We start from the raw sequence: 26,820 nt of genomic DNA on the forward strand, positions 1-26,820 counted from the left end.
AGAAAACCCCCTCCGGGGGTTAGAAACATTGAGGTGGGGTTCATTGGTGGCTGTGGCTTCAAAAATGCACTTTTTTAACTTCTTTTGGGGGTTTTATTCGTGTAGACACCGATTTTAATCGGTGGCGTTAATCGGTGGCGAATCTAATGACCCATGACTAATGACAAAATAGATTCAATGATTTTATCAGGTTCCACCGGCTTTGATAAATGCGCCGAAAACCCCGCAGAAAGCGCTTGTTTTTCATTGTACTCCCCGGCATAAGCCGTCAGAGCAATAGCAGGAATAGTAGCAACTTCAGAATTCATTTTTCTTAATTTTTGCACGAGTTCATAACCATCCATCACCGGCATTCCAATATCACTTACTAAAACATCAAAACGCTGGCGCTGCAAAATTTCCAAAGCTTCTTGTGCCGAAGCAACCACCGTTACTACACCGCCGGCAGACTCTAAAACATAGCCCAAATAATCCAGCATATCCCGTTCATCATCCACCGCCAAAATTCGCACACCGGCAATATTTAAAACCCCCGGAAACTCCTCAGAGTTAGCTATTTTTTCCGAAGACAAAATCAAAGGCAACTCCACCTTAAACGTTGCGCCGGTGCCCTCTCCTAAACTTTCTGCTTGGATATTACCGCCATGTAACTCCACCAAATGACGAGCAATACTTAAACCCAACCCCAAACCGCCAAACTTTCGAGTAATGCTACTATCTGCCTGCCGAAAGGTATCAAAAACATAAGGTAAAAACTCAGGATTAATTCCTTTGCCATTATCTTTAACAATAATTTGAGCGCTGTTATTCCCCCTCTCTAACATTACTTCTATCCGTCCACCGGCCGGTGTAAACTTCACCGCATTTGATAATAAATTCCAGAAAACTTGTTGCAAACGTCCGCTATCTCCCATCACTAAACCCAAATTAGCATCCAAATTTGTGAGGATAGAAATAGACTTTGCCTCTGCCGAGAGACGCACCGTTTCTAAAGCCGCTTCTATAGCCGTTGATAAATTGGTCGGGGCTATTTGTAAACTTAATTTCCCCCCCAAAATCCGCGATACATCTAATAAATCTTCTATTAACTGTGTTTGTAATTTGGCATTGCGTTCAATAGTTTCTAAAGCGCGGTTTGTTGCTTCGCGGCTAAAGGTGCGAGAACGCAACAATTTTGCCCAACCTAAAATCGGATTCAAAGGCGAACGTAATTCATGGGATAACACCGCCAAAAATTCATCTTTAATACGATTTGCCGTTTCGGCTTGTTCGCGGGCACAACGTTCTCGCTGCAATAATTCTTCTTTTTCCGCTTCCGCTTTTTTGCGTTCAGTAATATCAATAGTAATGCCATCAAAACGCCGGCCAATGCCATTTTGATCATAAAAAGCTCGACCTATGGCTCTAACCCAACGCATTTTTCCGTCTTGGCCAATGGTGCGATAATCAATATCAAATTCACTGTGATTGTTAATACTCTGTTCTATGGCAATGCGAGTAGATTCACGGTCATCGGGATGCAGTGTATTATAAAACAACTCTATCGTAACTTCTGTTTCCGGGCTGAGGCCAAAATGCTCTTTACATTTTGAATTCCATTGCAGTTTACTAAAAGGCAAATCGCAATACCATAAACCCAATTGCGACGCATCAAGAATTAAATCTAAACGTTCGCGGTTAACTTGCAAAGATTGCTGCATTCGTTCGCGTTCGGTAATGTCGAGTGCGAAAGAAAGCACTGAAGTAATATTACCGTTTTCATCTTTGAGCGTGGAGTTATACCACTCGCAAGAAATTACTGAGCCTTGTTTAGTATAGTTGCGATTTATACAAAAATATTTTGTTTGCCGGTTTTCTTTGATCTGCAAAATAAAATCCCTGACAGTGGGTAAATCTTCTGGATAAACAAATTCCCAGTCTGTAAAAGTTTTGCCCAGCACTTCTTCACTTTTCCAGCCAAAAATGCGTTCTGAACCGCTACTCCAGCGCACTACTTGCCAATTGGCATCCCACTCCACCACCGCCAAAGGGCTGTTATCAACATGGAGTAAAACCCTTTCTAGGGCTTGTTGCAAAGCGATTTCTGCGTTTCTGCGCTCGGTGATATCTTCGGCAATGCCGGCTGCTCGGTCTGGCTCTCCAGAAGAACCGGTAATGGGAAAACCTCGGTCGCGTATCCAGCGTATTGACCCGTCGGGACGAACAACGCGATACTCGGTGTCGTAGTTCTCCCCGGCCACTTGTTTTTCAAATTCCTCAAGCACTCGCGGTTGATCTTGAGGGTGGATAGCCTCAATCCAGCTAAAGTAGTTAGTGTATAAACTTTGGCTGCTGCGTCCCCAAATTTCCTCATAAGCGGGGCTGACGTAAAGTAGTTGGCCTTGCTTGATATTAGACACCCATAAAACATCATTAATATTTTCGGCAAATTGACGAAAACGTTCTTCAGAAATTCGCAGGGCTTCTTCGAGTTGCCAGCGCTGGGTAAGATCAAAGACGATGCCGATCATGCGGCTGGGTTCTCCTGCCTCGTTGCGAAAAATTTCGCCGAGGGAATAAAACCAGCGAATGTCCTTCGGGTGGAGAACTCGAAATTCTAAGGTAATCTCATTTTGAGTTTCTAAGGCAGAAAAAATTGCGGAGTGGATTTTTTCGCGGTCTTCGGGATAGATGCAATTCATCCAATTTTCATAACTTGGCTCGGTGGAAAAATCGAGTCCGTAGAGTTGGTAATATTCTTCTGACCAACTGACGGTGTTGTTGAGAATATCCCAGTCCCAGGTGCCTGCTTTGGCGGCTTTTTGAGCAACTCTGAGGCGAGATTCACTTTCTCGGAGAGCCGTTTCTGCTTCTACACGGTGGGTGATGTCGGTATGGATGCCAACCCATTCTTCAATAATGCCGTTATCGTTGAACACCGGCACGGCTCGCGTTGTGAAATGACGATAGGTGCCGTCTGTGGTTTTGATGCGATATTCGTCTTCATACGGGCCCTGTGGCATCGAACGCCCCGACATAGCACTAGAGGTGGCGTTTTGCCAGCGTTTAACAGTGGTTGGCCGGTCATCGGGGTGGATGGCTTCTAACCAGCCCCAACCGCTATATTCTGCTTGGGTTTGGCCGGTGAGAACTTGCCAGCTTGGTTGGGGTTCAATAAATTCGCCCTTGGGGTTGCAAGTCCAAACGGCTTGGGCGGTGGCAAAGATTAAAGAGCGAAATCTGGCTTCTGAGCGTTTGCGTTCGTTGATTTCTTGCTCTAAGGATTGATTAATAATTTCGAGTTGTTGGGTGCGTTCTTTAACCCGCTCTTCGAGTTGAATATTGAGGTTTTCTATTTGTTTTTGGGCTTGTTTTTTGGTGGTAACATCGCGGACAATATGAGATGCTCCGATAATTTTTCCGCTTTCGTTTTTGATAGGATTAAAGCTTAATTCATAATAGTTTCTTTGTAATTCTTCGATACCAAAATCTTCTGTGATAACAAATTTTTCACCGTTCAAGGCCCGTTGCCATATAGCAATGGCTTTTTTTTGCTCGGTTGGCAAGTGGGCGATGCTGTCTGCTAGGTTTGCGCCAATTTGAATATCTACGCCAAAAATTGCTTTAAATTCTTTTTGGTAGGCTTGGTTAAAGGCAATGAAATTAAAGTTTGTGTCGAGGGCGGCAATGATGTCGTTGTTGCTGTTGATGATGCCGGCTAACCAATTGTTTGCGGTTTGCAGTTCAGCGGTGCGCTGTTGAATGAGAGTTTCTAATTCAGCGTTTATCTTAAGAATTTTTTCTTCACCACATTTGTGTTCGCTATCGAGGTTTTCTGCGGGCAATTCTTGGTTTAAATCGTGGTTGTTTGCCTGCTGGTGTTTTAACACTCGATCCGGGCGGGCGTTGATCTCGTCCCCTCTTTGTCTTTGATAAATTTCTTCACTCTGCATTTTATTTGCTTTGGGAACGCCCAATATCTTTGAGGCTGAAAAAGTTTAGGTTTGCGGGTTTTTTTGTAAATTTTTTAATTTTAACTGTGGCTGGTGGGCCTGTTTGAACTTATTAAGTTTTAACAATTCTATATCTAAAGAAATAGTTTAGCCTCTATCTAAAGACTGATGTGAGCGCTCCGGTGACAGGGCTGATGGGGTGGGGGAAAATTACCCGAAAAATTGTTAAGGGTCTAGTCGGAAACTGACTAGACCCTTTTAGCACGATAGTTGGATTTCAATGAGTTAGTGGTTTTGAGAAGTATCGGTCTTCTTACTAAGGGTTGACTTGTCGCAGTTATTTCTTTATCGCCTCTACACAGTTTGATCTTTCCAGATTATGGGTTTGGCTCTTCCCCAAATGAGGGGCGTTTGGCCACTTCCTGCTATGTGCGTAAAGCTTTCACTGCTTGGCTTTTGACAGGAGATACCAGGTCTGAGCCTTTGTTTGTTTGTTTTGTTTTTATTTCTTTTTGGTATCTATTTAGTAAGTTAGCAGGTGGTTTTTTGCTTGACAAGGGGTTTTTACTTTTTTTTACAAGGCTTTACATTTGGTAATATTTGCGTCATCTTTTGTAAAACCGGCCCCCGAAAGTCGCGCATCCGGGCTGATCAGTTTTGGGGCGTATAATTAATGCTGAAGAAAAGGGATAAAGTTAGGGGATCTGATCAGTATTCCCGAAATCTAGGTTTAAAAAATCTGGTTATTGTTAATAATTAATGGGTAATTATTAATTATTAAACGTATCGAAAGACTTGGCCTGCTTCTGGGAAGAAAGTGGGTTTTTTTAGGTAAATTTTAGTAGCCTGGCTTTAATACTGGTGAAAAAGCTCTTCGGGACTCCTAAGCGTTTGTCCTGTTCAGGTTATGATAGATAAATCCCGATCACGGGATTGAAATGTTGTGTATGAAAACCTATGTTATCCTCTTCTCAATTTTTATCTGGTAGCGAAATTCGCCAAAAATTCCTTGACTTCTATGCCCAACGAGGTCATCAAGTGCTACCAAGTGCCTCGCTTGTGCCCGAAGATCCGACGGTTTTGTTAACGATTGCCGGTATGTTACCGTTTAAACCGATTTTTTTGGGTCAGCGGACTCCTGAATTTAAGCGAGCTACCACATCTCAAAAATGTATCCGCACCAATGATATCGAAAATGTGGGACGCACTGCCAGACACCACACTTTTTTTGAGATGTTGGGAAATTTTAGTTTTGGCGATTATTTTAAAGAGCAAGCTATCGAGTGGGGATGGGAATTATCCACGAAAATTTTTAATTTGTCCCCCCAAAACTTGGTAGTTAGTGTATTTCGTGAAGATGAAGAAGCTTATGCAATTTGGCGCGATAAAATTGGCGTGCCAGAAAAACGCATTAAGCGGATGGATGAGGCTGATAATTTTTGGGCAAGTGGCCCCACCGGCCCCTGTGGCCCTTGTTCAGAAATCTATTATGATTTTCACCCAGAAAAGGGAGATGAAACGATAGATTTAGAAGATGATAGCCGGTTTATTGAATTTTATAATTTGGTGTTTATGCAATACAATCGGGATGCAGAAGGCAATCTCACCCCGCTTGCAAATAAAAACATAGACACCGGCATGGGATTGGAACGAATGGCGCAAATTTTGCAAAAAGTTCCAAATAATTACGAAACAGATTTGATTTTTCCGATCATTAAAACGGCTGGGGAAATTGCCGGAATTGATTACAGCAAAGCTGAGGAAAAAACCAAAGTTTCTCTTAAGGTGATTGGTGATCATGTGCGGTCTGTTGTTCACATGATTGCTGATGAAATTCGCGCTTCTAATATTGGGCGTGGGTATGTTTTGCGGCGTTTAATTCGGCGGGTGGTTCGTCATGGCCGGTTGATTGGCATTGAAGGCGAGTTTACGACAAAAGTTGCTGAAACTGCCATTCAATTATCGGAGTCTGCTTATCCGAATGTGCGGAAACGCGAAGCACAAATTAAGGCAGAATTACAGCGAGAAGAAAACCGTTTTTTGAAAACTTTGGAACGGGGAGAAAAGCTGCTAACAGAAATTTTGGAAAAGAAACCACAACAAATTTCTGGTGTGGATGCTTTTACGCTTTATGATACTTACGGTTTTCCCTTGGAATTAACCCAAGAAATTGCGGAAGAACAGGGAATAACGGTAGATGTAAAAGGTTTTGATGCGGAAATGGAAGCGCAGAAAAATCGCGGGCGAGAAGCACACGAAACGATTGATTTAACGGTGCAAGGTTCGCTGGATAAGTTAGCAGAAAATATCCAAGCAACGGAGTTTGTGGGATATAGCGAGCCGGTGACGGAAGCTGAGGTGACGGTAATTTTAATTAATGGCGAAAGTGTGGATGAGGCGGAAGCAGGAAATGCGGTGCAAATTGTCTTGAATAAAACGCCTTTTTATGCTGAGTCTGGCGGACAAATTGGCGACCGGGGTTATATCTCTGGGAGTGATTTGGTGATTCGCGTTGAGGATGTGAAAAAAGAATCGGATTTCTTTGTGCATTTTGGCCGTATTGAGCGTGGCGTTGTGCGGGTTGGGGATGCGGTAACGGCTCAAATTGATCGAGCTTTTCGCAGACGCGCTCAAGCAAATCATACTGCAACTCATTTGTTGCAAGCGGCGCTTAAAAGAATTGTGGATGATACGATTTCGCAGGCCGGTTCTTTGGTGGATTTTGACCGGCTGCGGTTTGATTTTAATTGTCCCCGTGCTTTAACAACAGATGAATTGCAACAAGTTGAGGAGCAAATTAATATCTGGGTTGCTGAGGCGCATTCTGCACAAGTTAATCAATTGCCGTTAGAAGAAGCTAAGGCAAAAGGTGCGGTGGCGATGTTTGGTGAGAAGTATGCTGATATTGTCCGGGTGGTCGATTATCCGGGGGTTTCGATGGAGTTATGCGGCGGAACTCATGTTAGCAATACGGCGGAAATTGGAGTGTTTAAGATTATCTCTGAAACGGGTATTGCTTCGGGGGTTCGTCGTATTGAGGCGGTGGCCGGCCCGTCGGTTTTGGAGTATCTCAATTTGCGGGATAAAGTTGTTAAGGAGTTGACGGATCGCTTTAAGGTTAAGCCTGAAGAAGTGGCGGATCGTGTGACTGCTTTGCAAGGTGAACTGAAAGCTACTCAAAAACAATTGGAAGCTGCAAAGGCGGAGTTAGCTATTGCAAAATCTGAGCAATTGTTCGCAGAAGCTGAGGCGGTGGGTGAGTTTAAGTTTATTGTTGCTCAACTTGGTGATGTAGAGGCGGAGGCTTTGAAGACGGCGGCGGAACGTTTGCAGCAAAAATTAGGGGCTGCTGGTGCGGTTGTTTTGGCAAGTGTACCGGAGACGAATAAGGTTAATTTTATTGCTGTTTTTGGTGCAGATGTGAATAAGAAAAATGTGCAAGCCGGTAAGTTTATTGGTGCTGTTGCTAAAATTTGCGGCGGTGGCGGTGGCGGACGTCCGAATTTAGCGCAAGCTGGGGGACGTGATAGCACTAAGCTGAATGAAGCTTTAGAAACTGCTCATAAGCTGTTAGTTGAAGGTTTGCAATAATATTGTAGGTTGGGTTAATTCACCCAACCTTTTTTGTAAAAGGAGAAAATTATGCCACGTTATGAACGGTTTACGATTCAGATGCAAATTACGCGGATGTTTAATGAGGGTCAATCTTTTTTTGCGCCGCTAAAGGTGCAGGATTGGTTAAAAGAACGAAATGAAACACCGGCGGATTATGATATTATTTTTAATCAAAGGCCGGCGCCTCCTGGTTCAGGAAGAATTATTGATATTGACATAGAATTGCGGCGGAAAGATGGCAAGCCGGTTGATCCTTGGTTGCTAGAACAATTGAATAGCCATGCTTAAGGTTTTTTAGGAAGGAGTTTCAGGAATTGTGCAGGATGAGGGTGAGGAAAAATAGGAACCCTACAAACAATTCTTTATGAAACTCCGCCTTTCAAGTTTTAACTGGAAACTTGCTTTTTTTGGGTATTTGGGAATTCTGTTAGGCATCATGCTTTTAGCAGGTTTGGGAATGCTGAAAACGTTTGTTTTGGCGCATCCTCCCTACGATAAACTGGGCCATTTTATTTTGTATGGCATTGCTTCTTTTCTCAGTCATCGTGCCATTAACCGCAACTATCTCGTTATTTTTGGTGTTTCAATTCCTTTAGGGCCGTTTATTTTCAGCCATTTTACGGCGTTTGAAGAGTTTTTACAAGCAATTTTACCCAATCGTTCGGCAAGTTTTGAAGATTTTTTTGCTAGTATGGCCGGCATTATTTTATTTTACTACATTGGCGAAAAACTGGATAAAAAATAGGGTGAGTTATGCCCACCCTACTTTTTATAAAGCAAGATGTTTACTGAACAGGAACCAAAACACCTTGACTTTCATTTTCCATTTTATCAACAGCAGCGATGGCATAGGTTCCGCGTTGCAGACGTACAGCATTTGCAGAAACCGGCAAAACACGCAGTAATTTCCAAGTGTTTCCAGCCTTCGTATAAACCGTCCAAGAACGAATATCACCATCCACAGAAGGCTGCCATGCAACAACATCATTGTTAATAGTAATTCCGCTTGGGGGCTGCGGCGCTGTTGCATCTAACCAAGGCATTGTTGGGGGTAAAGCCGGGGATGGATAAAGGGCAGATCGGAAGGCTTCATTTACTCCCAGACGGTTTTCTTTAAACACTTTGTAGCTAAAGAAAATATTGCCTAAAGAATTTTGAGGGGCCAATTTTCGAGAAATATCAACTTGGCGTTTAAATTCGCCAATAGACCAGCTTCCGCCATCCAATTTGCTGAGGTAATTTCCTGCATAAATATGGCGACCTTTGATGTTTTGTTGTGTCCACCAATTCAACAAGGCGGGATAACTTTGTTGGGGGGGATCAATACGCCAGTAAAGTTGCGGTGCAAGGTAATCAACCCAGCCTTCTTGAAGCCATTTTTTAGCATCAGCATAAATGTCGTTATATTGGTCAAGTCCAACAATGCCGGCAGGTTGCCCGGGCCGGTAAATTCCAAAGGGACTAATGCCAAATTTAACATTAGGTTTTTCGGCGCGAATTCCTTGATCAAGACGACGCATTAAGCTATTAACATTTTCCCGGCGCCAGTCTCCCAAAGACATTGTACCACCGGCAGCTTTATAGGCTCCATAGGTGCGAGAATCGGGGAAAGAAACGCCTTCTTTTGGATACGGATAGAAGTAATCATCCAAGTGAATGCCATCAACATCGTAGCGGCGAACCACATCCATAATGACGCTATAAGTGCGGTCTTGCACTTCTTTTGCACCGGGGTCCATCCACAATAAATCGCCATATTGATAGGCATATTGTGGAAATTGGTTTGCCATGTGGTTCGGGGTAAGATTGCCGCGTCCGGGGGATTTTGCGCGGTAAGGATTAAACCAGGCGTGCAGTTCTATGTTGCGTTTGTGGGCTTCATTTACTGCAAATTCCAAGGGGTCATAATAGGGGGATGGAGCGACGCCTTGGGTGCCGGTTAACCACCCACTCCAAGGCTCAATGGAGGAGGCATAAAAGGCATCACCGGCCGGTCGAACTTGCAAGACTAAAGCATTAAGATTTAAGGATTGCATTCTGTCAAGAATGCCGATTAATTCTGCTTGCTGTTGTTGCACCGGCATTCCCGGTTTGGAAGGCCAATCAATATTAGCCACCGTTGCTACCCACACGCCGCGAAATTCGCGTTGGTGTCCTACTGTTACCAATTGATTGCTATCAAGTGCAGTGCTGTTAGCCGGGGGAAATGCTGCATAAACTTGACTCACGCCGAAACCAAAAATTAAAGAAATTGCAAATATCAAAACTCGGCTTTTTTTGTGTTTATTTGCCAAACCAGAGGAAACCTCAGCATTTGAGGATTGCAATTTTCCTAAGCGGTGCCGGTTAGCGCTGAAATTTTGCCATCCCAGACGGAGGCGATGTAGAAGTCGGAGAGCAATGTCTGTCAAATTCATGTTTTTTCGCGGTTGGATGTTGACTCCTCAACAGCAATGCCCCCTATCATACCATTTTTGATTTTTGATTTTTGATTTTTGATTCAAAAAATCCAGATTGGATCAGGGCAACGCTGTTGATGGTTCAAAACGTCGTCAAAAGCTATTGATTTTGTTTACTGCCTTAGTTTTCCCGCTTTTGAGAGAGCTTAACCGGAAAGAGCATTTTTTTTTAGTTTTGGGTGATATTTTTGCAATATTTTTAGCCTCAGAGGGGGAGTGGATGTTTTTTTTGCTAAGCGAGAAAAAAACTTATCGACTTTCCCCGAAATAATCTTGTTCCAGCTTATTTTTTATTCTTTTAATCAAGCGTTGGCTTGCCTGTACCATACTTTCTTTAAAGTTTATCTTGGCAAGTTCGATGCTTTGTAAATCCCTAATATCTTGTCGCGCCAGCAGAAAATAAGTTCTCATCTCTCCTTTACCTTTGACTTGAATAATGCCGCGTTTTTCAAAAACATATTTATGGCGTAAAAGTCTATGAGTGGTATCGGAAATGTGAATTCGTCCGGGGCTGCCGTGAGATTCCATGCGCGAAGCAGTGTTAACAGTATCGCCCCACAAATCGTAAATAAACTTTTTGATGCCAATCACACCGGCCACCACTGGCCCGGAATGAATGCCAATTCGGATATTAAAATTAAGGTTATTTTGGGCATTAAATTCAGCAATTGCCCCTTGCATATCCAGCGCCATTTCTGCAATTGCTTCAGCATGATTAACACGGCGTTTTGGCAGTCCTCCCACCACCATATAGGCATCACCAATTGTTTTGATTTTTTCTAAGCCATAATGTTCGGTGAGCCGGTCAAAAGAGGAAAAAATTTGATTTAACAAACTCACTAAGGCTATCGGAGAAAGCGAGGAGGCAATTTCTGTAAAACCCACAATATCTGCAAACAAAACTGTTACCGCTGCAAAACTTTCTGCAATCGTTGCGTGTTCTTGTTTGAGCCGGTCAGCAATTGCTTCGGGTAAAATATTCAGCAAAAGCCGCTCGGTTTGTTCCTGTTCGTGACGCAGCGCTTCTTCAGCTAGTAAACGTTGTGTAATATCTCGAAAAATTCCCCGCGTCGCCACCGGCTTGCCTTCGACAAATTTACAATTCACACTGCCTTCTACAAAGATTCTTTGGCCGGTTTTACTGCGAAATGCCGCTTGTACCCGCTGGCATTGTTCCCCAGAAATTACCCGTTGAAACATCTCTAAACATTGCTCTTTGCAATCGGGATCTAACACCTCAAAAACGCTCATATTTGCGAGGTCTGCTTCGCTATAACCCAAGGTTTCTTTCCAGGCGCGATTCACATAAATAAAACTGCCATCTGGGCCTACTGATTGAATTAAATCTGTGGCATTTTCAAATAAATCTCGATAGCGCTCTTCGCTTTCAACAAGGGCGATTTCGGCTCGTTTCCGCTTCATAAATTGCCCAATTTGAGAAGCAATAGCGTTCATTGTTTGCAGCAAATCTTGATCTGGTTGCTGGATCTCTCGGTGGAAGAAAACCATCACTCCCAAAACTTCCCCATTGCTGAGTACAGGAATGCTAAATACTGTGTGTAAATTGTTTTCTTCTGCTACTTTTTTTCGCCTAAATAAGGGTTCTTGCAAAACATCACTCACCCACAAAGATGAGCGAGTTGCCCAAACATGACCCGGTAAATAGGCATCCCAAGCAAAGACTAAGCTTTTTGAAAATTCGATGAATTCTCCACTAACGGCTGAGGGACGCGACCAAATTTCTGCACATTTGAGTATTTTTGAAGGTGGTAGGAAATCTCGATGTAGATTAAACTCGCCCCCGCGATTTGGAGAAGTTTCTTCTACTATCCAAAACTCGCCAAGTGTCCAGCCTAACACCTCGCAAATTGCTAACAAAATTTTCGGGAGTGCTTGTTCAAAATTGGTAGCTTCTGATAAAATTCTGCCGATAGCATACTGTGCGGTTAAACGTTGCTGGGTGCGCTGGCGTTCTGTGATGTTTCGCCCAATGTAAATAATGTCTTTAAGACCGGCTTCTGTGTTGGCATTGCTATCGCTATCTGGGGCGATCCTAGAGCAAGAAAATTCAACGATAATTTTTTGGCCCGCTTTGGTATGGCAAACTAACTCAATATCTTTTAATAACTCTCCATCCCCTAAAATAGCCTCTTCCGCTATCAAATTTAAAAAATTTCTGTCGGCGATCAAAATTGAAATATTTTCGCCTTGAAGTTCTTCTTGTTCGTAGCCAAACAAGTTTTCGGCAGCGGGGTTCACAGATTTAATTTGTCCCGAATTTTTCGTCACCACCAAAGCTTCTGCCATCGAGCTAATAATTTGATTGATATAATTGCGTGAATTTGATAACGCTGCTAACAAAAGATGCGTTTCATTAGAACTCTGCACCAATCTCTGCTCCAGCATCATTCGATCTGTCACATCTTCAAAAAATACAATTAGTTTTTTTTCTTGGCTTTCTTCATCTTGGTATAAATTTACATAAAAATCAAGATATAAAGGCGCTCTATCGTTAGGAAACCGGCCAATGCTTTTTAACTCAAAACTTTTTTCTTCGCCGCAAAAAACGCCCTCCAGCAATTCTTCAGTGCCAATCAATTCAGGAAAACCAACACGCACATCATTCCCCACACCTACCTCATCAGGACAATCAGCAAACCGCTTGACATCCGAAGATAGCTCTACAATCATCAAATTTTCATCCAATGTCAGGTACTCTAAATGATCGGGGACGAATAATTTTTGTAAAACTTTTTTCATGTCGGCTCTTTATTCCCTACACCCTGATTTTTATCGAAGCTGATTTAAGTTTACTGCATAGTGTTTGTTTTGAGGGGCAAAATCACTTGAAACACTGTCCCTTTCCCTACTTCACTCCTCATTATAATTTCACCGCCGTGTAAATCTACCGAGCTTTTAACAATTGCCAATCCCAAACCCGTACCAGAAATATTATTAACATTTCGACCCCGATAAAACGACTCAAAAAGTCTTTCTTGATCTTCTTTTAAAATACCCATCCCTTCATCTTCAATCTCAAAACTTACATTGTCTTGTTCTTGGCGCAAATCAAAACGTACCATCCCCCCTTGGGGAGAGTATTTAATCGCATTTGAAAGTAAATTAACAAGAATTTGTCTGAGCAATTTTTCATCCACCCAACCAAAAACTTTTTCAGGAGGGCAGGTAAATTTTAGCGTATGTTTTTTGCTTTTGCTAAACTGCATTTCTGCAACAATTTCTTCAGAAAACTTTTTCACATCCAACAAGCTCGGATGAAACGTCAGCTTTCCGGCCTCAGCCTTACTGAGCAGCAGCACCTCATCCAACATATCGGCCATCTGTCGGATAGCATTTTCGATCATTTTAAAATACTGCTGAACTTTTGGTTTATATTTGTCCGTCGTCTCATAAAAATTTTCTAATAACTCAACAGAAGTTAAAATAACTGTCAGCGGGGTGCGAAATTCGTGAGAAGTCATCGAAATAAAATTTGCCCGCATTTGATTGAGTTCTTTTTGTGTCTCTAATGCCTTTTGGGTTTCGGCTTCTGCCCGTTTTCGCTCGGTGATATCCCTGCCAATATATACAAAATCTCGCTTCTCAATGCCATCAGCCTGAATACAGGAACAAGAAAAATCTACTAAAAAATTATCGCCCTCTTTTTTGCTGCAAACTACTTCTCTATTCCTTAACAATTCCGAGCCGTTTAAACAAGGCAGTTGGTTTTTGATGTCGTCAATAAATTGCTGATCTTTAATCAGCAGCGAAACCGGCTGGCCGAGCAATTCTGCTTCACTATAGCCAAACAATTTTTGAGCCGCCGGATTAATCGTTTTTATTTGCCCCGAACTGGTTGTCACCAATAGGGCATCTGCCATAGAGGTAATAATTTTATGAATATAATCTTGCGAACTCGCTAAAGCACTCACCAGCAGGCTTGCTTCATTGGCTCTTTGAACTAAAGCCTGCTTTAAAACCATGTTTTCTGTGACATCTTCTAACAAAATTAGCAGCAAAGGTTCAAGGGAAATTTCATCTTGATGCTGGCTGATATATAAGTCTATATAAAACGGCTTGTCTCCTTCTGCAAAGCGGGCAATTCCTTTTACTTCAAAGCTGGCTTTTTTCCCCTCGAAAACGGCCTTTAAAACTTCTTCAGCCCCAATTAATTCAGGAAAACTGGCCCGAACATCTTTACCCGGAGAAACTTCTTCGGGCCGATCAGCAAACTGCCGCACCGCTCTCGATGTTTCCAAAATCATTAAGTTGCGATCCACTGATAAATATTCAATGTGGCGAGGTGCCAAGAGTTTCTTTAAAAAAGGGTTCATGCAGACTCTATTATTTTGTAGGTGATATTGTGCAGAAGTTCATTTACTTATGGATCGTCTGGGGTTGTTTGGATCAATAAATCAAACGGTACAATTTTGATTTTCCGACTTCAATGCCAGCATTTCTTGGCTCGGCTTTGCCTGCTTAACTTCAAGGAAATTAAAAACAAAAATTAGCAAAGAAACCGCTCCGCTGGCTGCTCGCAAATAACTGACCCTCAGTCGGTTAAAAATCGCTTGTTTTAAAAACAAAATAATCAACGGTAAAACTCTTTTCTTCGTCAAATGAGCAGCGTCTAATTCCACAGTTCTGCAAAAATTTTTAACGCCCAATGTCGAAAGCCAAGAGCCTCCCATCAGCCAGTGTTCTACCCCACCCATCCGCGTATTTTTGCCAAAAAGTCCCATCAAGCATATTCCCTTAGATATCCTTTCCATGATTAGGGGCTATTGCCAATATTGAGCATTTTTTCAAATCGTAAAAATTGATTTCCTCATCTCCGTTATTTAAGCCAAGTATGATAAAATTCTATTTTAGTTTATTTATATTATCTGATCATCATGCCCGTAAGTTCAAGACAGACCGGCAACTCTAGCTCAACAGCAAGCCTGTGGCTAGAAAAGCTTGGCTCTATAGGCGTTTAACAAGCAACTTGCCGGTGGAATGCCTTTAGGGCCAAGCCCAAATCCAAAGGGCAACCAAGCCCCCAGCCCCAGAGATTTGCAAAGTTTAACGAAGTAAAGATAAATTCGCTGACAACATTTGTAAATAAATTTAATGCCAGAAAGAGCATTCCCAGCGAACAACAAACCGTGAGGGCGCTAAAAAAACAATATGAAAAAAATTTTAGTCATAGAAGACGAGGATAGCATTCGCAGTAACCTCCTAGAAATGCTCAGCGTGGGAGGATTTGAAGCCATCGGGGCAGAAAATGGTCAAGTCGGAGTGCACCTAGCCCGCCTTGAGCATCCGGACATAATTTTGTGTGACATAATGATGCCCCTCCTCGACGGTTATGGAGTTTTGAGTGCCCTACAACAAGATGCCCTCACTTCAACTATTCCCGTTATTTGTTTGACGGCTAAATCCGAGCGTTCTGATTTGCGAAAGGCAATGGAAATGGGCGCCAGCGATTACCTCACCAAACCCTTTACCCGCGTTGAACTGCTCAAAGCCATCAGCACCCAACTCGACAAACTCGACAAAATAAAGCGCATTCAAAATACCGCCGTCTCCGAAGCAATCTCGCACCTAAATGACTTGGTATATTACGACAGTTTAACCAACCTGCCCAACCGGCTGGTGTTGCAAGACCGGTTTGAGCAAGCCCTCGCGCCGGTGTGGGCCACTCACACAGTGCCGGTGGCAGTCCTCAGCTTAGACCAATTTGATCGCCTCCACAGCAGCCTCGGAACCGATTACACCGATTTATTATTACAAGCTGTCCAAGAGCGAATTTCACCCTGCATCGGCACCAACGGCACCGTCGCGCGCCTCAACAGCGATCAGCTTGCCTTAATTTTGCCGCCGATTCTTGACAAACAAGAAGCCTCTGGGGAGGCGGTTTTAATTCTTAACAGTTTATCCACCGCTTTTAGCCTGCAAAAATATCAAGTTTTTATCACCGGCAGTCTGGGCATTTCCCTTTATCCCTCGGATGGCAACGATATTGACAGCCTCCTCAAAGCCGCCAGCACCGCCATGAAAGTAGCCAAACAAAAAGGCGGCAATTGCTATCAGGTGTACAACCGGGAACTTCAAGAAAAATCCTATGATTGTTTAATGTTAGAACTTGAATTACACACTTGCTTAGAAAAAAACCAACTTCAAGTTTATTACCAGCCCCAAGTTGACACCAAAACAGGCAAAATAGTCGCAGCCGAAGCCCTCTGCCGGTGGTATCATCCCGAAAAAGGTTTTATCCCACCCAGCGAATTTATCCCCATTGCCGAACAAACCGGCCTCATTACCTATCTTGACCGCTGCATCTTGCAAAACGTTTGCCAACAACTAAAAATCTGGCGAAATGCCGGTTATGACCTCTCTATTGCCGTCAACCTTTCGGCGGCTCAATTCCAACAAGCCAATTTAACTCAGCAAATTCTGGACATCCTCAAAGCCACCGCTGTTGACCCCCAATGGCTCGAATTCGAGCTAACAGAAACGGCAGTTGTCCAAAACCAAGAAACAGCCAAAACTACCCTTCAAGAACTCAAAGCTGCCGGTCTTAATCTCGCCTTAGACGATTTTGGCACCGGCTATTCTTCCTTAAGTTATTTACAAAATTTTCCCTTTGACTCAATCAAAATTGACCGCAGCTTTATTAATAACCTTTCCCAAAATTCCAAAAACACCGCCATTATCAACGCCATCATTCAACTTGCCAGGAGTTTAAATTTAAAATCCATTGCCGAAGGAGTAGAAACCCAAGCTCAACAAGACTTTATCCGCCAGTGTGGTTGTGATCTCATGCAGGGTTATTGGTTTAGCCCTCCCGTTACCGCCGCAGCATTTGAAGAAATGTTAAAACAACAACAATACGGCACATTAAAGCCCATTGCTAACTATTAATTACCTAAAAATTTCGTTTTTCTAAAATTACATTAATTATAACATTTTTGCCGCTAAATTATAAAAAATTTCATCTACACAAATCCCATCTTTTGCCGAAGTTGGATAAATAGCAACTACGCGCTCATACTCAGGATATCGTGCAATTCCCCGCAAGATTTCTAGTTTTTCTTCGTCCACTAAATCAGCCTTATTCAAAGCAATAATAATCGCGCCTTTAGGATTCACTGACGAAAAAAGTTTTAAGTGTTCGGGAATTCGCTCAATCGTTTCGCTGCGAGTCACATCCGCCACAACCAGAACCCCAGCAGCCCCCTGCAAATAAGTAGGAGCAATACCCTTAAACTTTGTGTGACCTTCCAAATCCCAAATTAAAAGCTGCACATCCCGTTTTTCATTTTCGATAATTTCCACAGTTTTCCGCGAAATCTTTACCCCCACCGTTGAAAGATATTGATCGCTAAACTGACCGTCAACAAACCTGCGGATCAGGCTGGTTTTACCGACGCCAAAATCTCCTATCATGCACATTTTTTTAGAAATAGTTCCCATAATTTATTTACTTTTGTACTTCCTTACTTACCGGCTCAAATACAACACACCGACTTAACAATAACGGTTGATTTGATCCCACATCCGCCGGCGGGTTGCCATTGCCAGCAATTTGTAAGCGTTTGGGATCGGCCCCCTGTTTTACCAGAGCATCTCTTACCGCTGTCGCTCGCAAAACCGCTATCCGCTGGTTGGCCGCCTTGTTGCCGGTGCTGTCACTGTGACCGATTATTTTAAGGTATTTTTGGGGATATTGATTCAAAAACTCGTTAATTTCCCTCAAGTTCTTTTCATAACCTGGATTTACTTTAGCTGATCCCGACTCAAAATAAATTCGGCTGGCAATATTGAGAGGATTAAGCTTCATCGTACTAACCACAGCTTTTACCCCCGGAATACTCGCAAAACCCCCGGTAATTTTTTCAGCATCAGCCATCTGCATTACCGTTCCCCATACGCTTACTTTTTGATCTTCAACTTTTGCAGAAATTGCCACCCCATTCATTTGATTAAAAACCGAAGTCAGCCGCTTTACTTCCGCCGCCATCAACAAAGGATCAGGCGGAACCTCCACCGCTAAAATTTCATTTTCTAACTTCAATTCTCCCGCATTTAACCGCGCGATTTGTTCAGCTTTTGCTCGCATTGCCTCATTTGGCAATTGTCCGCTTAACTTTATCACTCCCCCTTCAGTATTCACATTTAAACGATACACAGCTAACTCTGGAGTAGATGCCAAAGCCGTCGCCGTTTTGGCTTGGATGCGCTGTTCAATACTGCGGCGATGCTCAGAGATTCCCCAAGGCACAAGAATTGCTGTTAAAACTGCTAAACCAATTACTATCAAAGCTAGGGGAGATTTGGGTTTTTTCTTCTTGTCTGATTCAATTCCCATCAACAGCGCCAGCCGCGCTTGCAGCGCATCAGGAATCGTCGAGGTATCCCCATCAAATTCTTCGATGGGCTGACCATAGTATAAAATAATTTTTCCCAAAGTATCACGCAGTTTTTCGATAAACTCTTTAGGGGCTTCTCCTTTTTCTATCACTGCCAAATAGCAATAACCGGCCACTTCTAAAATTATCCTAGAATCCCCATAATCGATTTGATTTAGCTCGGAAATTTCCCCTTTTTTCACAATACAATCATTGACAAAGCTGCGAATCGCCGTCAACATCCCGGCCACCATTTCTGATTCTAGCTTTTCGCTATCACATCGCTGCGCTTCGCTTATCACTAAACCCGATGTTTTCTGAATTAAAAATACAGCTTGGACAGTAAAAGGAATCGATTCATGCAAAATTAATTCGGCTTCAGAAACTCCCTGCATTTTCGCTTTCAATTTTCTCCGCATTCCTTCCATACTAAAAGCATTTTCAACCTTTTTATTGATGGTGCGGATTGCCTCAGATAAATATTTAGCAATTGTACTCCCGATCACCGGATAAAGCGCATCTACCATTGCGTCTCTTTCCAGTTCTATTTGCCCTTTAATCGCCCTTCCCATTTCCGGCGCTAGGGTACTAATAATTTCGTCTCTGTCAATTCTAATTTGCTCACGAATGGCTTCCCCAATTTCCGGGCCAATAGCTTTGGCGATTTCTTTGGGAGAGTTGGTAATTTCTTGGGAAATAGCAGCTGGTAATAATTCCCCAATAGCTGCACTCATCGCCTGTTTGTCCTGCTGGGTTCTTTCTCGAATCACATCATCAATAATCGGCACCAAGGCTTTAATAACTTCTTCTTTTGATGCTGCCACTTTTAAACTGAGAATTTCGGCAATCCAAGGCACTAGCAAGCTAATTAATTCTTTGGAATCTGTGAGTTTATGCTCTAGTTGTCCTAGTTTGGTTTCCAGAATTTCTATCATTTCCCGCATCCCAGGCAAGCCGGTTTCTGCAACAAGCTTTTTCAGTTCGTCGAGTTGGGAAATTTGCGATCCCAGCAGCAAATTTTGCAACTGTTCGAGGGGATTTTCGGGGCTATTTGCTTGCACCATATTGGCGCTGTCAATATTTTGGTTTTGTTCTTCGCTGTCGGCAAAAAAGTTAATTATTTCTGTTTCTGGGGTTAGTTCGGGGGCGACAATTTTTTCTTGGTTGCTGTTAGTTAAAGTTTCACAGACCTCTAATTCCACCGGCTCCAATGTTTCTCTTTCTCTGTTTGCAGTTGTTTCTGATTCTGCTATTCCTCCCAACAGCAAACTGGAAAGTACCTCTCTAGTCATCTCTGAACTCAAAACCGGCCTTTCTTTGACTTGCTCTGGCCGGTTTCCCTGGGAAATTTCTTGAGCTTTTTCCCCCTCAGTTTTCAGACGAATTAGCCGATTTTGCCACCGCTCTAAAATCTCATCTAAAGCGCTTAAATCTGGCTGATAATCTATCGGCGCGTCGTCGTCACTTTTTAAAGTTTTTTCCGACACTTGGGCGGAGATTTTCAAATTTTCCTGCTTGGCCGGTTTCGAGGTATCTTCGCTTTCTTCTATCTCCCCAGACACACTGCCTATTTCTGGCTCTTTAACTTTGTCTATTTTACCGGATTCCTCCAGGCTGTTCAGGGGTTCAGGTGTTGCTAACCGCTTTTCAGAGGGTTCTTCGTTGTAAGCTTTACCGTTTGAAGTGTCATCGTATGAATCCGATGTAAAATCGGTGCCGGTGTCGCTGCTTTCTTGAACCGGCACAGGAGACTCTACACCCAGTAGCAAATTGAGCAAAGTTTCCAGATCAACCGTATGGGAATCTGGAGAGGCTGCCGGTGTAGAAACCAATTTTTCAGAATCTTCTTTAGCAAGAATTCGATTTTCTTCCGATAAAGCCATACTCGAACCTCTGCGTGCGGTAGTTCCACCCAATACCCTCATCCTAACAATCAAAAACAAAGCTTAGAGAGTGTCATTTAAACCGTCATTTGGAGACTCAATCAGCCGCACATCGGTATAGAGATTTGTATCAGCGGCTTGTTTAAGTTCTGGCACAAACTCAGTACCTTTTAGCTTCATCCCCAGTTCAAACAAAATTTCTGCCATATCATCGCGGGAAACTTTGGCATCCCGCATCACAGAAAGCCGGCCATTTAACTCATCAAAAACTTGATTTCTCAAAGAGCGGACATCTTCTTGCAGCCGGTCGCGGGTATCAGAAAATTCTTCTCGCATTAAATTAATTTGTTTATCTACCGATTCATCCAGAGATTCTATGGTAGTTGTAAATTTGCGATTAATCCTGTCAATTTGTTGACGTAAATCGGTACTTTCTTCTTGACTAGATAAACTCAGAGATTTGAGTTTTTTCTCAAAAGATTCTATAGCAGCCCGCAGTTCCGTAGAAAGCACACTTTTTACCTGAGAGGCGTAGTCGTGCATTTCTTGCTGGAGCAGGGCAATATCCGACTCTATTTTTTCAAACCGAGAGCCATATTCTCTGAGTAAAGAACCAAAAAGAATATCGCGTATTTGGTCTATGTTTCCCAATTTCTCGCGCATTTCTTCTTTTGTAATTTCTGGCATTTTCGGGCCTCTAGTGTGTGGGTTTTTCTCAAATATTGGAGACATAAGTTTAGAGGGGTAATAGAGTAAGCTATTGTCAAACGCTGTTTGGTTTTTTTTGATAAACTGCGCTTAGCTGCTGCTTGCTTCTTCTATACCATAAAAATGTCCCAATGTAAGTAAATCATTAACGATTCTATTTTCTCATGTTTCTGTTAGTTTATTAAATTCCTTCACCGGCACGTTTTAGGCTGCCAATCGTCCCAGCGCCGATTTCTTCATGTTTTAGGACGATGGCAAAAGGCTACAATAGAAGAAAATCTTTACATTCATCAGTAATTTATTGTAATGTCGATGAGCACCGGGCTACCTGTTAAAACTCAGTACGAAGCCGTTATTGGCCTGGAAACGCACTGTCAGCTTAGTACGCAGACTAAGATTTTCTCAAATTCGTCTACGGAATTTGGTGCGCCACCAAACACAAATATCGATCCAATCTGTATGGGAATGCCGGGGGTGTTGCCGGTACTCAATGAAAAGGTGCTGGAGTACGCTGTTAAAGCGGGTTTGGCGCTTAATTGCGAAATTGCCAAATACAGCAAGTTTGACCGCAAGCAGTATTTTTACCCGGATTTGCCGAAAAATTACCAAATTTCTCAATTTGATTTGCCCATTGCTGAAAATGGCTGGCTAGAAATTGAGTTAGTTGGTGAGGACGGTGAGCCGGTTCGTAAGCGAATTGGCATCACACGCCTGCACATGGAAGAAGATGCTGGGAAGTTGGTTCACGGCGGCAGTGAGCGGCTTTCGGGTTCGTCTTATTCGCTGGTAGATTACAATCGCGCTGGTGTGCCTTTGGTGGAAATTGTCTCAGAACCGGATATACGTTCTGGTCAAGAAGCTGCCGAATATGCTGAAGAATTGCGGCGGATTATGCGTTATTTGGGTGTCAGTGATGGCAATATGCAGGAAGGTTCGCTGCGCTGTGATGTGAATATTTCGGTTAGGCCGGTGGGCACATCGGAGTTTGGCACGAAGGTGGAAATTAAGAATATGAATTCTTTTAATGCTATCCAGCGTGCTATTGAGTATGAAATTGACCGCCAAATTGCTGCCATTGAGGCCGGTGAGCGGATAATGCAAGAAACTCGTCTCTGGGAAGAAGCTTCTCAACGCACGATTAGTATGCGTTCTAAGGAAGGTTCGAGCGATTATCGTTATTTTCCAGAGCCGGATCTGCCGCCAATTGAGGTTTCGGCGAAGCAACTTGATGACTGGAAGGCTGATTTACCAGAGTTGCCGGCCCAAAAACGCTATCGTTATGAAACTCAATTCGGACTTTCGCCTTATGATGTGCGGGTTTTGACCGATGATAAGGCGGTGGCTGAGTATTTTGAGGCGACAGTAGGGGCCGGTGCAGATTGCAAACAAGCTGCAAACTGGATCATGGGTGATATCACGGCTTACCTCAAGGCGCAAAAGCTCTCGATTAATGAGTTGGCGCTCAAACCGGCCGGTTTAGCTGAATTAATTTCGTTGATTGAAACGGGCACCATTAGCGGCAAAATTGCCAAAGAAATCTTACCGGAATTATTGGTAAATGGTGGTTCTGCCAAACAACTAATCGAAGCCAAGGGACTCAGCCAAATTTCTGATACATCGGCCATTGAAAAAATTATCGATGAAGTTTTGGCAGCCAATCCCAAGGAACTAGAACAATATCGGGCTGGGAAAACCAAACTCCAAGGCTTTTTTGTCGGTCAAGTGATGAAACAAACAGGCGGACGGGCCGATCCGAAACTGACAAACCAACTGCTGATGCAGAAATTAAACGCTCAGTAGTTGCGCTAAAGCGCTTTGTATGTAGTGGCTAGTAGACAAAAAACCATTAACCAGTGGGGGTCAGACAATGGCCCCTATTTTTTTGTGATTATTTTTTTACAAAATTTAATTCGAGGGGTATAGCCCCTCATCCCTAAAATGCTTTATTGTGATATGTAGATGCACCCTGATGGCTGGGAGAGTCCCCAAGCTCTCCCTTTTTTTGTTAAATAGCGAGCGAACTAAGCATTATTTAAAACAGGAAACTTGAAGCAGCGGGATAGATTTTGTGGTTCGGAAAATATGTTTGTTTGATGACACCGGCCCTGATAGGCAAGTTCCAAAACTTTCCAATTCCTAATTAAGAGCCACCAATTTGATATAATCGCCTCTCATTAAACCTAGAAAAGGTTGAGAAGAATTTATGGCCGATTGGAAAGTGATTTCGGGTGGAGTAACGGCTCCGAAAGGATACAAAGCAGCGGGGATGAAGGCGGGGTTAAAACCTTCAGGTACACCGGATCTAGCCTTGGTGTTGTCAGAAGTAGATGCCATTGCGGCAGGGGTGTTTACAACATCAGTGGTGCGGGCGGCGCCGGTGGACTATTGCCGGCAACGTTTGCAAGCAAAAGCAACTGCGCGGGCGATTTTGTGCAATGCCGGTCAAGCCAATGCAGCCACCGGTGAACAAGGCTGGATAGATACAATTGAAAGCGCCCAATTGCTGGCACAAACCTTAAATATTTCCTCAGATTTAGTATTAATTGCCTCCACCGGCGTGATCGGACAACGCATCAAAATGGAGCAATTGCGAGCAGCAATTCCCAGTTTAGTTGCCCAAGCTTCAGAAGAAGGGGGAGATGCAGCAGCTAAAGCAATTTGCACCACAGATTTAGTGGCAAAATCCATAGCATTAGAAACCACATTTGGTGACCGAGTAGTGCGGATGGGGGGAATGTGTAAAGGCTCAGGAATGATTCACCCAAATATGGCAACAATGCTGGCTTTTGTAACTTGTGATGCTGCCGTTTCTCCGCATCTGTGGCAGCAAATGTTAAGCCGTGCAGCCGACAGAAGTTTTAATCAAATTACCGTCGATGGAGATACAAGCACCAATGATAGTTTGTTTGCTTTAGCAAATGGCGCTTCGCGGACACCGGCAATTACAGAAATGGGTGCAGAAGCAGAAAAATTAGAAGAAATGTTGACAGAAATTTGTCAATATTTAGCTAAAGCAATTGCCCGCGATGGTGAGGGGGCAACTTGTTTAGTGGAGGTCGAAGTTTCGGGGACAAAAGATGAAGCTTCAGCACAACAAATTGCTAAAACAATTGTTGGATCTTCTTTGGTGAAGTCGGCAATTTTTGGACGTGATCCCAATTGGGGGCGAATTGCGGCGGCGGCTGGACGGGCGGGAGTTCCTTTTGAGCAGGAAAATTTGCGAATTCAATTAGGTGAATTTTTGATGATGGAACAGGGGCAACCTTTGGCTTTTGATCGGGCTGCTGCTAGTGATTATATGAAAAAAGCGGCTGCCGGTGCTTATTTGAAAGAAGATACAGTTTTAATTGCTGTTTCTGTTGGCAATGGGCCTGGTTCTGGTAAGGCTTGGGGTTGTGATTTGAGCTACGATTATGTGAAGATTAACGCGGAATATACGACTTAATTTTTAGGCAGTTTAGATGCAGGGGTTGCGAACTCGAAGCATCTAAACTGCCGACTAATAGGCGATAAGAGCGCTTATCATATCAAGGTAATTTTAGGCTAAATTGTTATAAAAATTTAGGATTGTTTAGAATTTTCAAAATATTTTTTTTGTATAAAACTTAACTTGACGCTTCAGCGTGGCCCGTTTATACTGGGTGGGTAAAATTGGCTTAAAATAATTTTAAGCTTTGTTGATGGTTGATTACCAATTAGCTTTTGTTTAAATAGTTCTGTCTTATTCTTAAGCAACAGCTAGAAAAACTGAGTTTTTGATAATTTCTGCCGAGCTTTGTATCAGGGATAACACCTTTAAGGTGTAAAAAGATAATGGAAACAATCAGCAACCCACCCCTTAATTCACCCACACCTGATCTCGAAGATAATAGCGTTCAATCAGGAGAAGCTTACTTTATCCGACATGGGGAAAGTACCAGTAACGAGCGTAACATTTTTGCCGGCATTTTAGATGTAGGACTCACCGCCTTTGGCAAACTGCAAGCACGTCGCGCCGGCACTGATCTTAAGAAAAAAGGTATCAAATTTGATGCCGTTTATGTTTCCCACATGAGACGAGCACGGCAAACTTGTGAAATTGCTCTTGCAGAAAGTCAAGCCCTAAAATCTCCTGATATTCCTATTCATGTAGATCACCGCATTAGCGAGCGTTCTTTTGGTCTTTTTGCCGGCAGAAACTTAAATTTATTGCGTTTAGCTTTGGGTTATGAAGGCTTCGAGGAAATGTTACATTCCCATAACGAAGCACCACCAACCGGCGAAAAAATTGCCCAAGTTTATGCCCGCGCTTCCAGCTTTTATGAAGAAAAAGTTGTGCCGCATTTAAAAAGAGGTGAAAACGTTTTAGTTGTTTGCCACCAGTATGTTTTAGAACCGCTGGCACTGCATTTAAGCCATTTACCACCAAGTGCTTATCATACTCTGAAATTGCCGAACGGAAAAGCACTGAGTCGGGAAGAGTTAGTTAAATATCGGGATACAGAATCAAGTGGTGCAGCTTCTCTGCGGAAAAAGATTAACGATCTTTCAACTATGTGGGCAATTATGCTTTATGCCGGAGCATTTTTGCTAGGTACTTTAATTAAAGCTGTCACCGTTTCCGCAGGAATGCCGGCAGAATTATTTAGAGCAATTATTGTTCTGTGCCTTGGCATTTCCACGTTTTATACTTACCTAGACATTGACTTTGCCGCCAGTAAGAAAAAAGTCACACCAACGATTAAAAATATCGTCAATTTTTGGATGGTAGCTCGCTGGGTTGTGGGGCTTTTCTTAATTTTTTCTGGAGTTTTGTCTCAAAATTCAGGGGATTTTTACAAAATCTTGTGGGTGCTTTTCTGGATGGTGCCGCCGGCTCTTACTTCCTCAGTTTTATCAATTTTGTGGGGAGGCAATCTTTATCCTTCGGCTGTTATTTCCAGAACCTTATCAATTATTGCGCCGCTGGCACTTCTCGGTACTTTAATTGTCGCCGGAAATCGCTTACCTATTAACGTTGCGAGTTTACAATTTTTCTTTCTGATTTTGATTTTGGGTTTAGCGGTACCCGGAACTCTTGCTCAGTTGTGGCGTTCTAACTCTCCTGTTGACTCAAACCGGCATAGCAAAGAATGGAAATTTATCGGCGTTTTGGCGGTTGCATTTATGGCATTAGCAACCGGCTTTCAATTTGCCCCAGATACTTTAATTTCGGATGTTTTTTCGCCGGTTGATACTAATCGCTCATTTATCGGTTTTCAACAGCTTGCCGTAGCACTTTTGGTATTTTTGTTAATGCGGGTTTTGGCAGTATTAACTGTAACTTTTGCCAAAGGCAAATTAAATCATGCCGAAGCCCAAGATGCTTACATTTTGCTTGTCAATCCCAACTTTTTCTTGTGGGCGGCTCTTTTTAGCGGTGTAACTACAGATGCGAGTTCGGATACTTTAAGCTATGCAATTTTTTGGGCCGGTTTAGGGTTTTTCTGCATTCCTGTACTTGAGCAAATTTTGTTTATGAATGCCTTTACGTCAGACATTCTTCGGGAAACCTTAAGGTCTTCAAGAATGGCAACAGAAGACGTGAAAAAACTTTTCCATAATTTAGATGCCGATGGAAGTGGAGTCCTCGACAAACCCGAAATTATTGAGCTATTGGGGTTAATTGAAGATATGACTGTCGGTGAACGCAGTTCCGAAGAAATGCGTAGTTACATCACCGATTATCTTTTCAACATTCTTGATAATGACAAAAATGGCACGGTTGATTTAAAAGAATTGGAAGACTATGTATCAACCTATGGGATGGTTGTCAACTTAAACATTGCGGAATAACAGAAACTTAACCGCA

Annotated in this window: 15 protein-coding genes; 7 read left to right on the top strand and 8 right to left on the bottom strand. The window is 42.9% G+C overall.

Annotated elements, in window-relative coordinates:
* Positions 1-143: 143 nt before the first annotated feature.
* The gene (locus NG798_RS01740) at positions 144-3,932 is read right to left on the bottom strand and encodes a PAS domain S-box protein (protein ID WP_261220071.1); all 3,789 of its coding nucleotides are present in this window, start codon (positions 3,930-3,932) and stop codon (positions 144-146) included.
* A 957-nt stretch (positions 3,933-4,889) separates the two neighbouring features.
* Here NG798_RS01740 and alaS point away from each other — a divergent pair.
* The 3 genes from alaS to NG798_RS01755 all read left to right on the top strand — a co-directional run bounded on the left by alaS (position 4,890) and on the right by NG798_RS01755 (position 8,292).
* Entirely contained in the window at positions 4,890-7,523 is a 2,634-nt protein-coding gene (gene alaS / locus NG798_RS01745; protein ID WP_261220072.1) for an alanine--tRNA ligase, read from the top strand.
* A 51-nt stretch (positions 7,524-7,574) separates the two neighbouring features.
* Entirely contained in the window at positions 7,575-7,835 is a 261-nt protein-coding gene (locus NG798_RS01750; RefSeq protein ID WP_261220073.1) for a hypothetical protein, read from the top strand.
* 76 nt (positions 7,836-7,911) lie between these two features.
* Positions 7,912-8,292: a VanZ family protein gene (locus NG798_RS01755; protein ID WP_261220074.1), complete on the top strand. Its 381-nt coding sequence runs from the start codon at positions 7,912-7,914 to the stop codon at positions 8,290-8,292.
* A 40-nt stretch (positions 8,293-8,332) separates the two neighbouring features.
* Here the strand turns inward: NG798_RS01755 and NG798_RS01760 are convergent, their stop codons facing one another.
* From NG798_RS01760 to NG798_RS01775, 4 genes are all read right to left on the bottom strand, one after another.
* Complete coding sequence (locus tag NG798_RS01760) at positions 8,333-9,964, bottom strand: glycoside hydrolase family 10 protein (protein ID WP_261220075.1); 1,632 nt, start codon at positions 9,962-9,964, stop codon at positions 8,333-8,335.
* Between the two features lie 291 nt (positions 9,965-10,255).
* A complete protein-coding gene (locus tag NG798_RS01765; RefSeq protein WP_261220076.1) occupies positions 10,256-12,766 on the bottom strand; it encodes an adenylate/guanylate cyclase domain-containing protein in 2,511 nt (836 codons plus the stop codon).
* 50 nt (positions 12,767-12,816) lie between these two features.
* Positions 12,817-14,340, bottom strand: coding sequence for a PAS domain-containing sensor histidine kinase (locus NG798_RS01770; RefSeq protein WP_261220077.1), 1,524 nt, complete (start codon positions 14,338-14,340; stop codon positions 12,817-12,819).
* 81 nt (positions 14,341-14,421) lie between these two features.
* Positions 14,422-14,778 (bottom strand): hypothetical protein, encoded by a 357-nt coding sequence (locus NG798_RS01775; RefSeq protein WP_261220078.1) that lies wholly within the window; start codon positions 14,776-14,778, stop codon positions 14,422-14,424.
* A gap of 397 nt (positions 14,779-15,175) precedes the next feature.
* On the opposite strand from NG798_RS01775, the gene NG798_RS01780 reads away from it, so the two are divergent.
* Positions 15,176-16,912 carry an EAL domain-containing response regulator gene (locus tag NG798_RS01780; RefSeq protein ID WP_261220079.1) on the top strand — a complete coding sequence of 579 codons (1,737 nt, stop codon included), beginning with the start codon at positions 15,176-15,178 and terminating at the stop codon, positions 16,910-16,912.
* 36 nt (positions 16,913-16,948) lie between these two features.
* On the opposite strand, the gene NG798_RS01785 is transcribed toward NG798_RS01780, so the two are convergent.
* The 3 genes from NG798_RS01785 to NG798_RS01795 all read right to left on the bottom strand — a co-directional run bounded on the left by NG798_RS01785 (position 16,949) and on the right by NG798_RS01795 (position 20,969).
* Positions 16,949-17,464: a Rab family GTPase gene (locus tag NG798_RS01785; RefSeq protein WP_261220080.1), complete on the bottom strand. Its 516-nt coding sequence runs from the start codon at positions 17,462-17,464 to the stop codon at positions 16,949-16,951.
* 7 nt (positions 17,465-17,471) lie between these two features.
* Complete coding sequence (locus NG798_RS01790) at positions 17,472-20,282, bottom strand: OmpA family protein (RefSeq protein WP_261220081.1); 2,811 nt, start codon at positions 20,280-20,282, stop codon at positions 17,472-17,474.
* A 63-nt stretch (positions 20,283-20,345) separates the two neighbouring features.
* Entirely contained in the window at positions 20,346-20,969 is a 624-nt protein-coding gene (locus tag NG798_RS01795) for a hypothetical protein (RefSeq protein ID WP_261220082.1), read from the bottom strand.
* Positions 20,970-21,302: 333 nt separating this feature from the next.
* Here NG798_RS01795 and gatB point away from each other — a divergent pair, with 333 nt between their 5' ends.
* The 3 genes from gatB (at position 21,303) to NG798_RS01810 (ending at position 26,804) form a co-directional block, all read left to right on the top strand.
* Positions 21,303-22,790 carry an Asp-tRNA(Asn)/Glu-tRNA(Gln) amidotransferase subunit GatB gene (gene gatB, locus NG798_RS01800; protein ID WP_261220530.1) on the top strand — a complete coding sequence of 496 codons (1,488 nt, stop codon included), beginning with the start codon at positions 21,303-21,305 and terminating at the stop codon, positions 22,788-22,790.
* A gap of 403 nt (positions 22,791-23,193) precedes the next feature.
* A complete protein-coding gene (gene argJ, locus NG798_RS01805) occupies positions 23,194-24,435 on the top strand; it encodes a bifunctional ornithine acetyltransferase/N-acetylglutamate synthase (RefSeq protein ID WP_261220083.1) in 1,242 nt (413 codons plus the stop codon).
* A gap of 368 nt (positions 24,436-24,803) precedes the next feature.
* Entirely contained in the window at positions 24,804-26,804 is a 2,001-nt protein-coding gene (locus NG798_RS01810; RefSeq protein WP_261220084.1) for a histidine phosphatase family protein, read from the top strand.
* Positions 26,805-26,820: the final 16 nt, after the last annotated feature.

Origin of the sequence: Ancylothrix sp. D3o (assembly GCF_025370775.1) — a bacterium.
Classification (GTDB): Bacteria; Cyanobacteriota; Cyanobacteriia; order Cyanobacteriales; family Oscillatoriaceae; genus Ancylothrix.

Coding starts and splice junctions, on each gene's coding strand:
- NG798_RS01790 (WP_261220081.1), bottom strand. CDS start 20,282: ATGGCTTTATCGGAAGAAAATCGAATTCTTGCTAAAGAAGATTCTGAA.
- NG798_RS01775 (WP_261220078.1), bottom strand. CDS start 14,778: ATGGAAAGGATATCTAAGGGAATATGCTTGATGGGACTTTTTGGCAAA.
- gatB (WP_261220530.1), top strand. CDS start 21,303: ATGAGCACCGGGCTACCTGTTAAAACTCAGTACGAAGCCGTTATTGGC.
- NG798_RS01755 (WP_261220074.1), top strand. CDS start 7,912: ATGAAACTCCGCCTTTCAAGTTTTAACTGGAAACTTGCTTTTTTTGGG.
- NG798_RS01780 (WP_261220079.1), top strand. CDS start 15,176: ATGAAAAAAATTTTAGTCATAGAAGACGAGGATAGCATTCGCAGTAAC.
- NG798_RS01760 (WP_261220075.1), bottom strand. CDS start 9,964: ATGAATTTGACAGACATTGCTCTCCGACTTCTACATCGCCTCCGTCTG.
- NG798_RS01740 (WP_261220071.1), bottom strand. CDS start 3,932: ATGCAGAGTGAAGAAATTTATCAAAGACAAAGAGGGGACGAGATCAAC.
- NG798_RS01765 (WP_261220076.1), bottom strand. CDS start 12,766: ATGAAAAAAGTTTTACAAAAATTATTCGTCCCCGATCATTTAGAGTAC.
- argJ (WP_261220083.1), top strand. CDS start 23,194: ATGGCCGATTGGAAAGTGATTTCGGGTGGAGTAACGGCTCCGAAAGGA.
- NG798_RS01795 (WP_261220082.1), bottom strand. CDS start 20,969: ATGCCAGAAATTACAAAAGAAGAAATGCGCGAGAAATTGGGAAACATA.
- alaS (WP_261220072.1), top strand. CDS start 4,890: ATGTTATCCTCTTCTCAATTTTTATCTGGTAGCGAAATTCGCCAAAAA.
- NG798_RS01810 (WP_261220084.1), top strand. CDS start 24,804: ATGGAAACAATCAGCAACCCACCCCTTAATTCACCCACACCTGATCTC.
- NG798_RS01770 (WP_261220077.1), bottom strand. CDS start 14,340: ATGAACCCTTTTTTAAAGAAACTCTTGGCACCTCGCCACATTGAATAT.
- NG798_RS01750 (WP_261220073.1), top strand. CDS start 7,575: ATGCCACGTTATGAACGGTTTACGATTCAGATGCAAATTACGCGGATG.
- NG798_RS01785 (WP_261220080.1), bottom strand. CDS start 17,464: ATGGGAACTATTTCTAAAAAAATGTGCATGATAGGAGATTTTGGCGTC.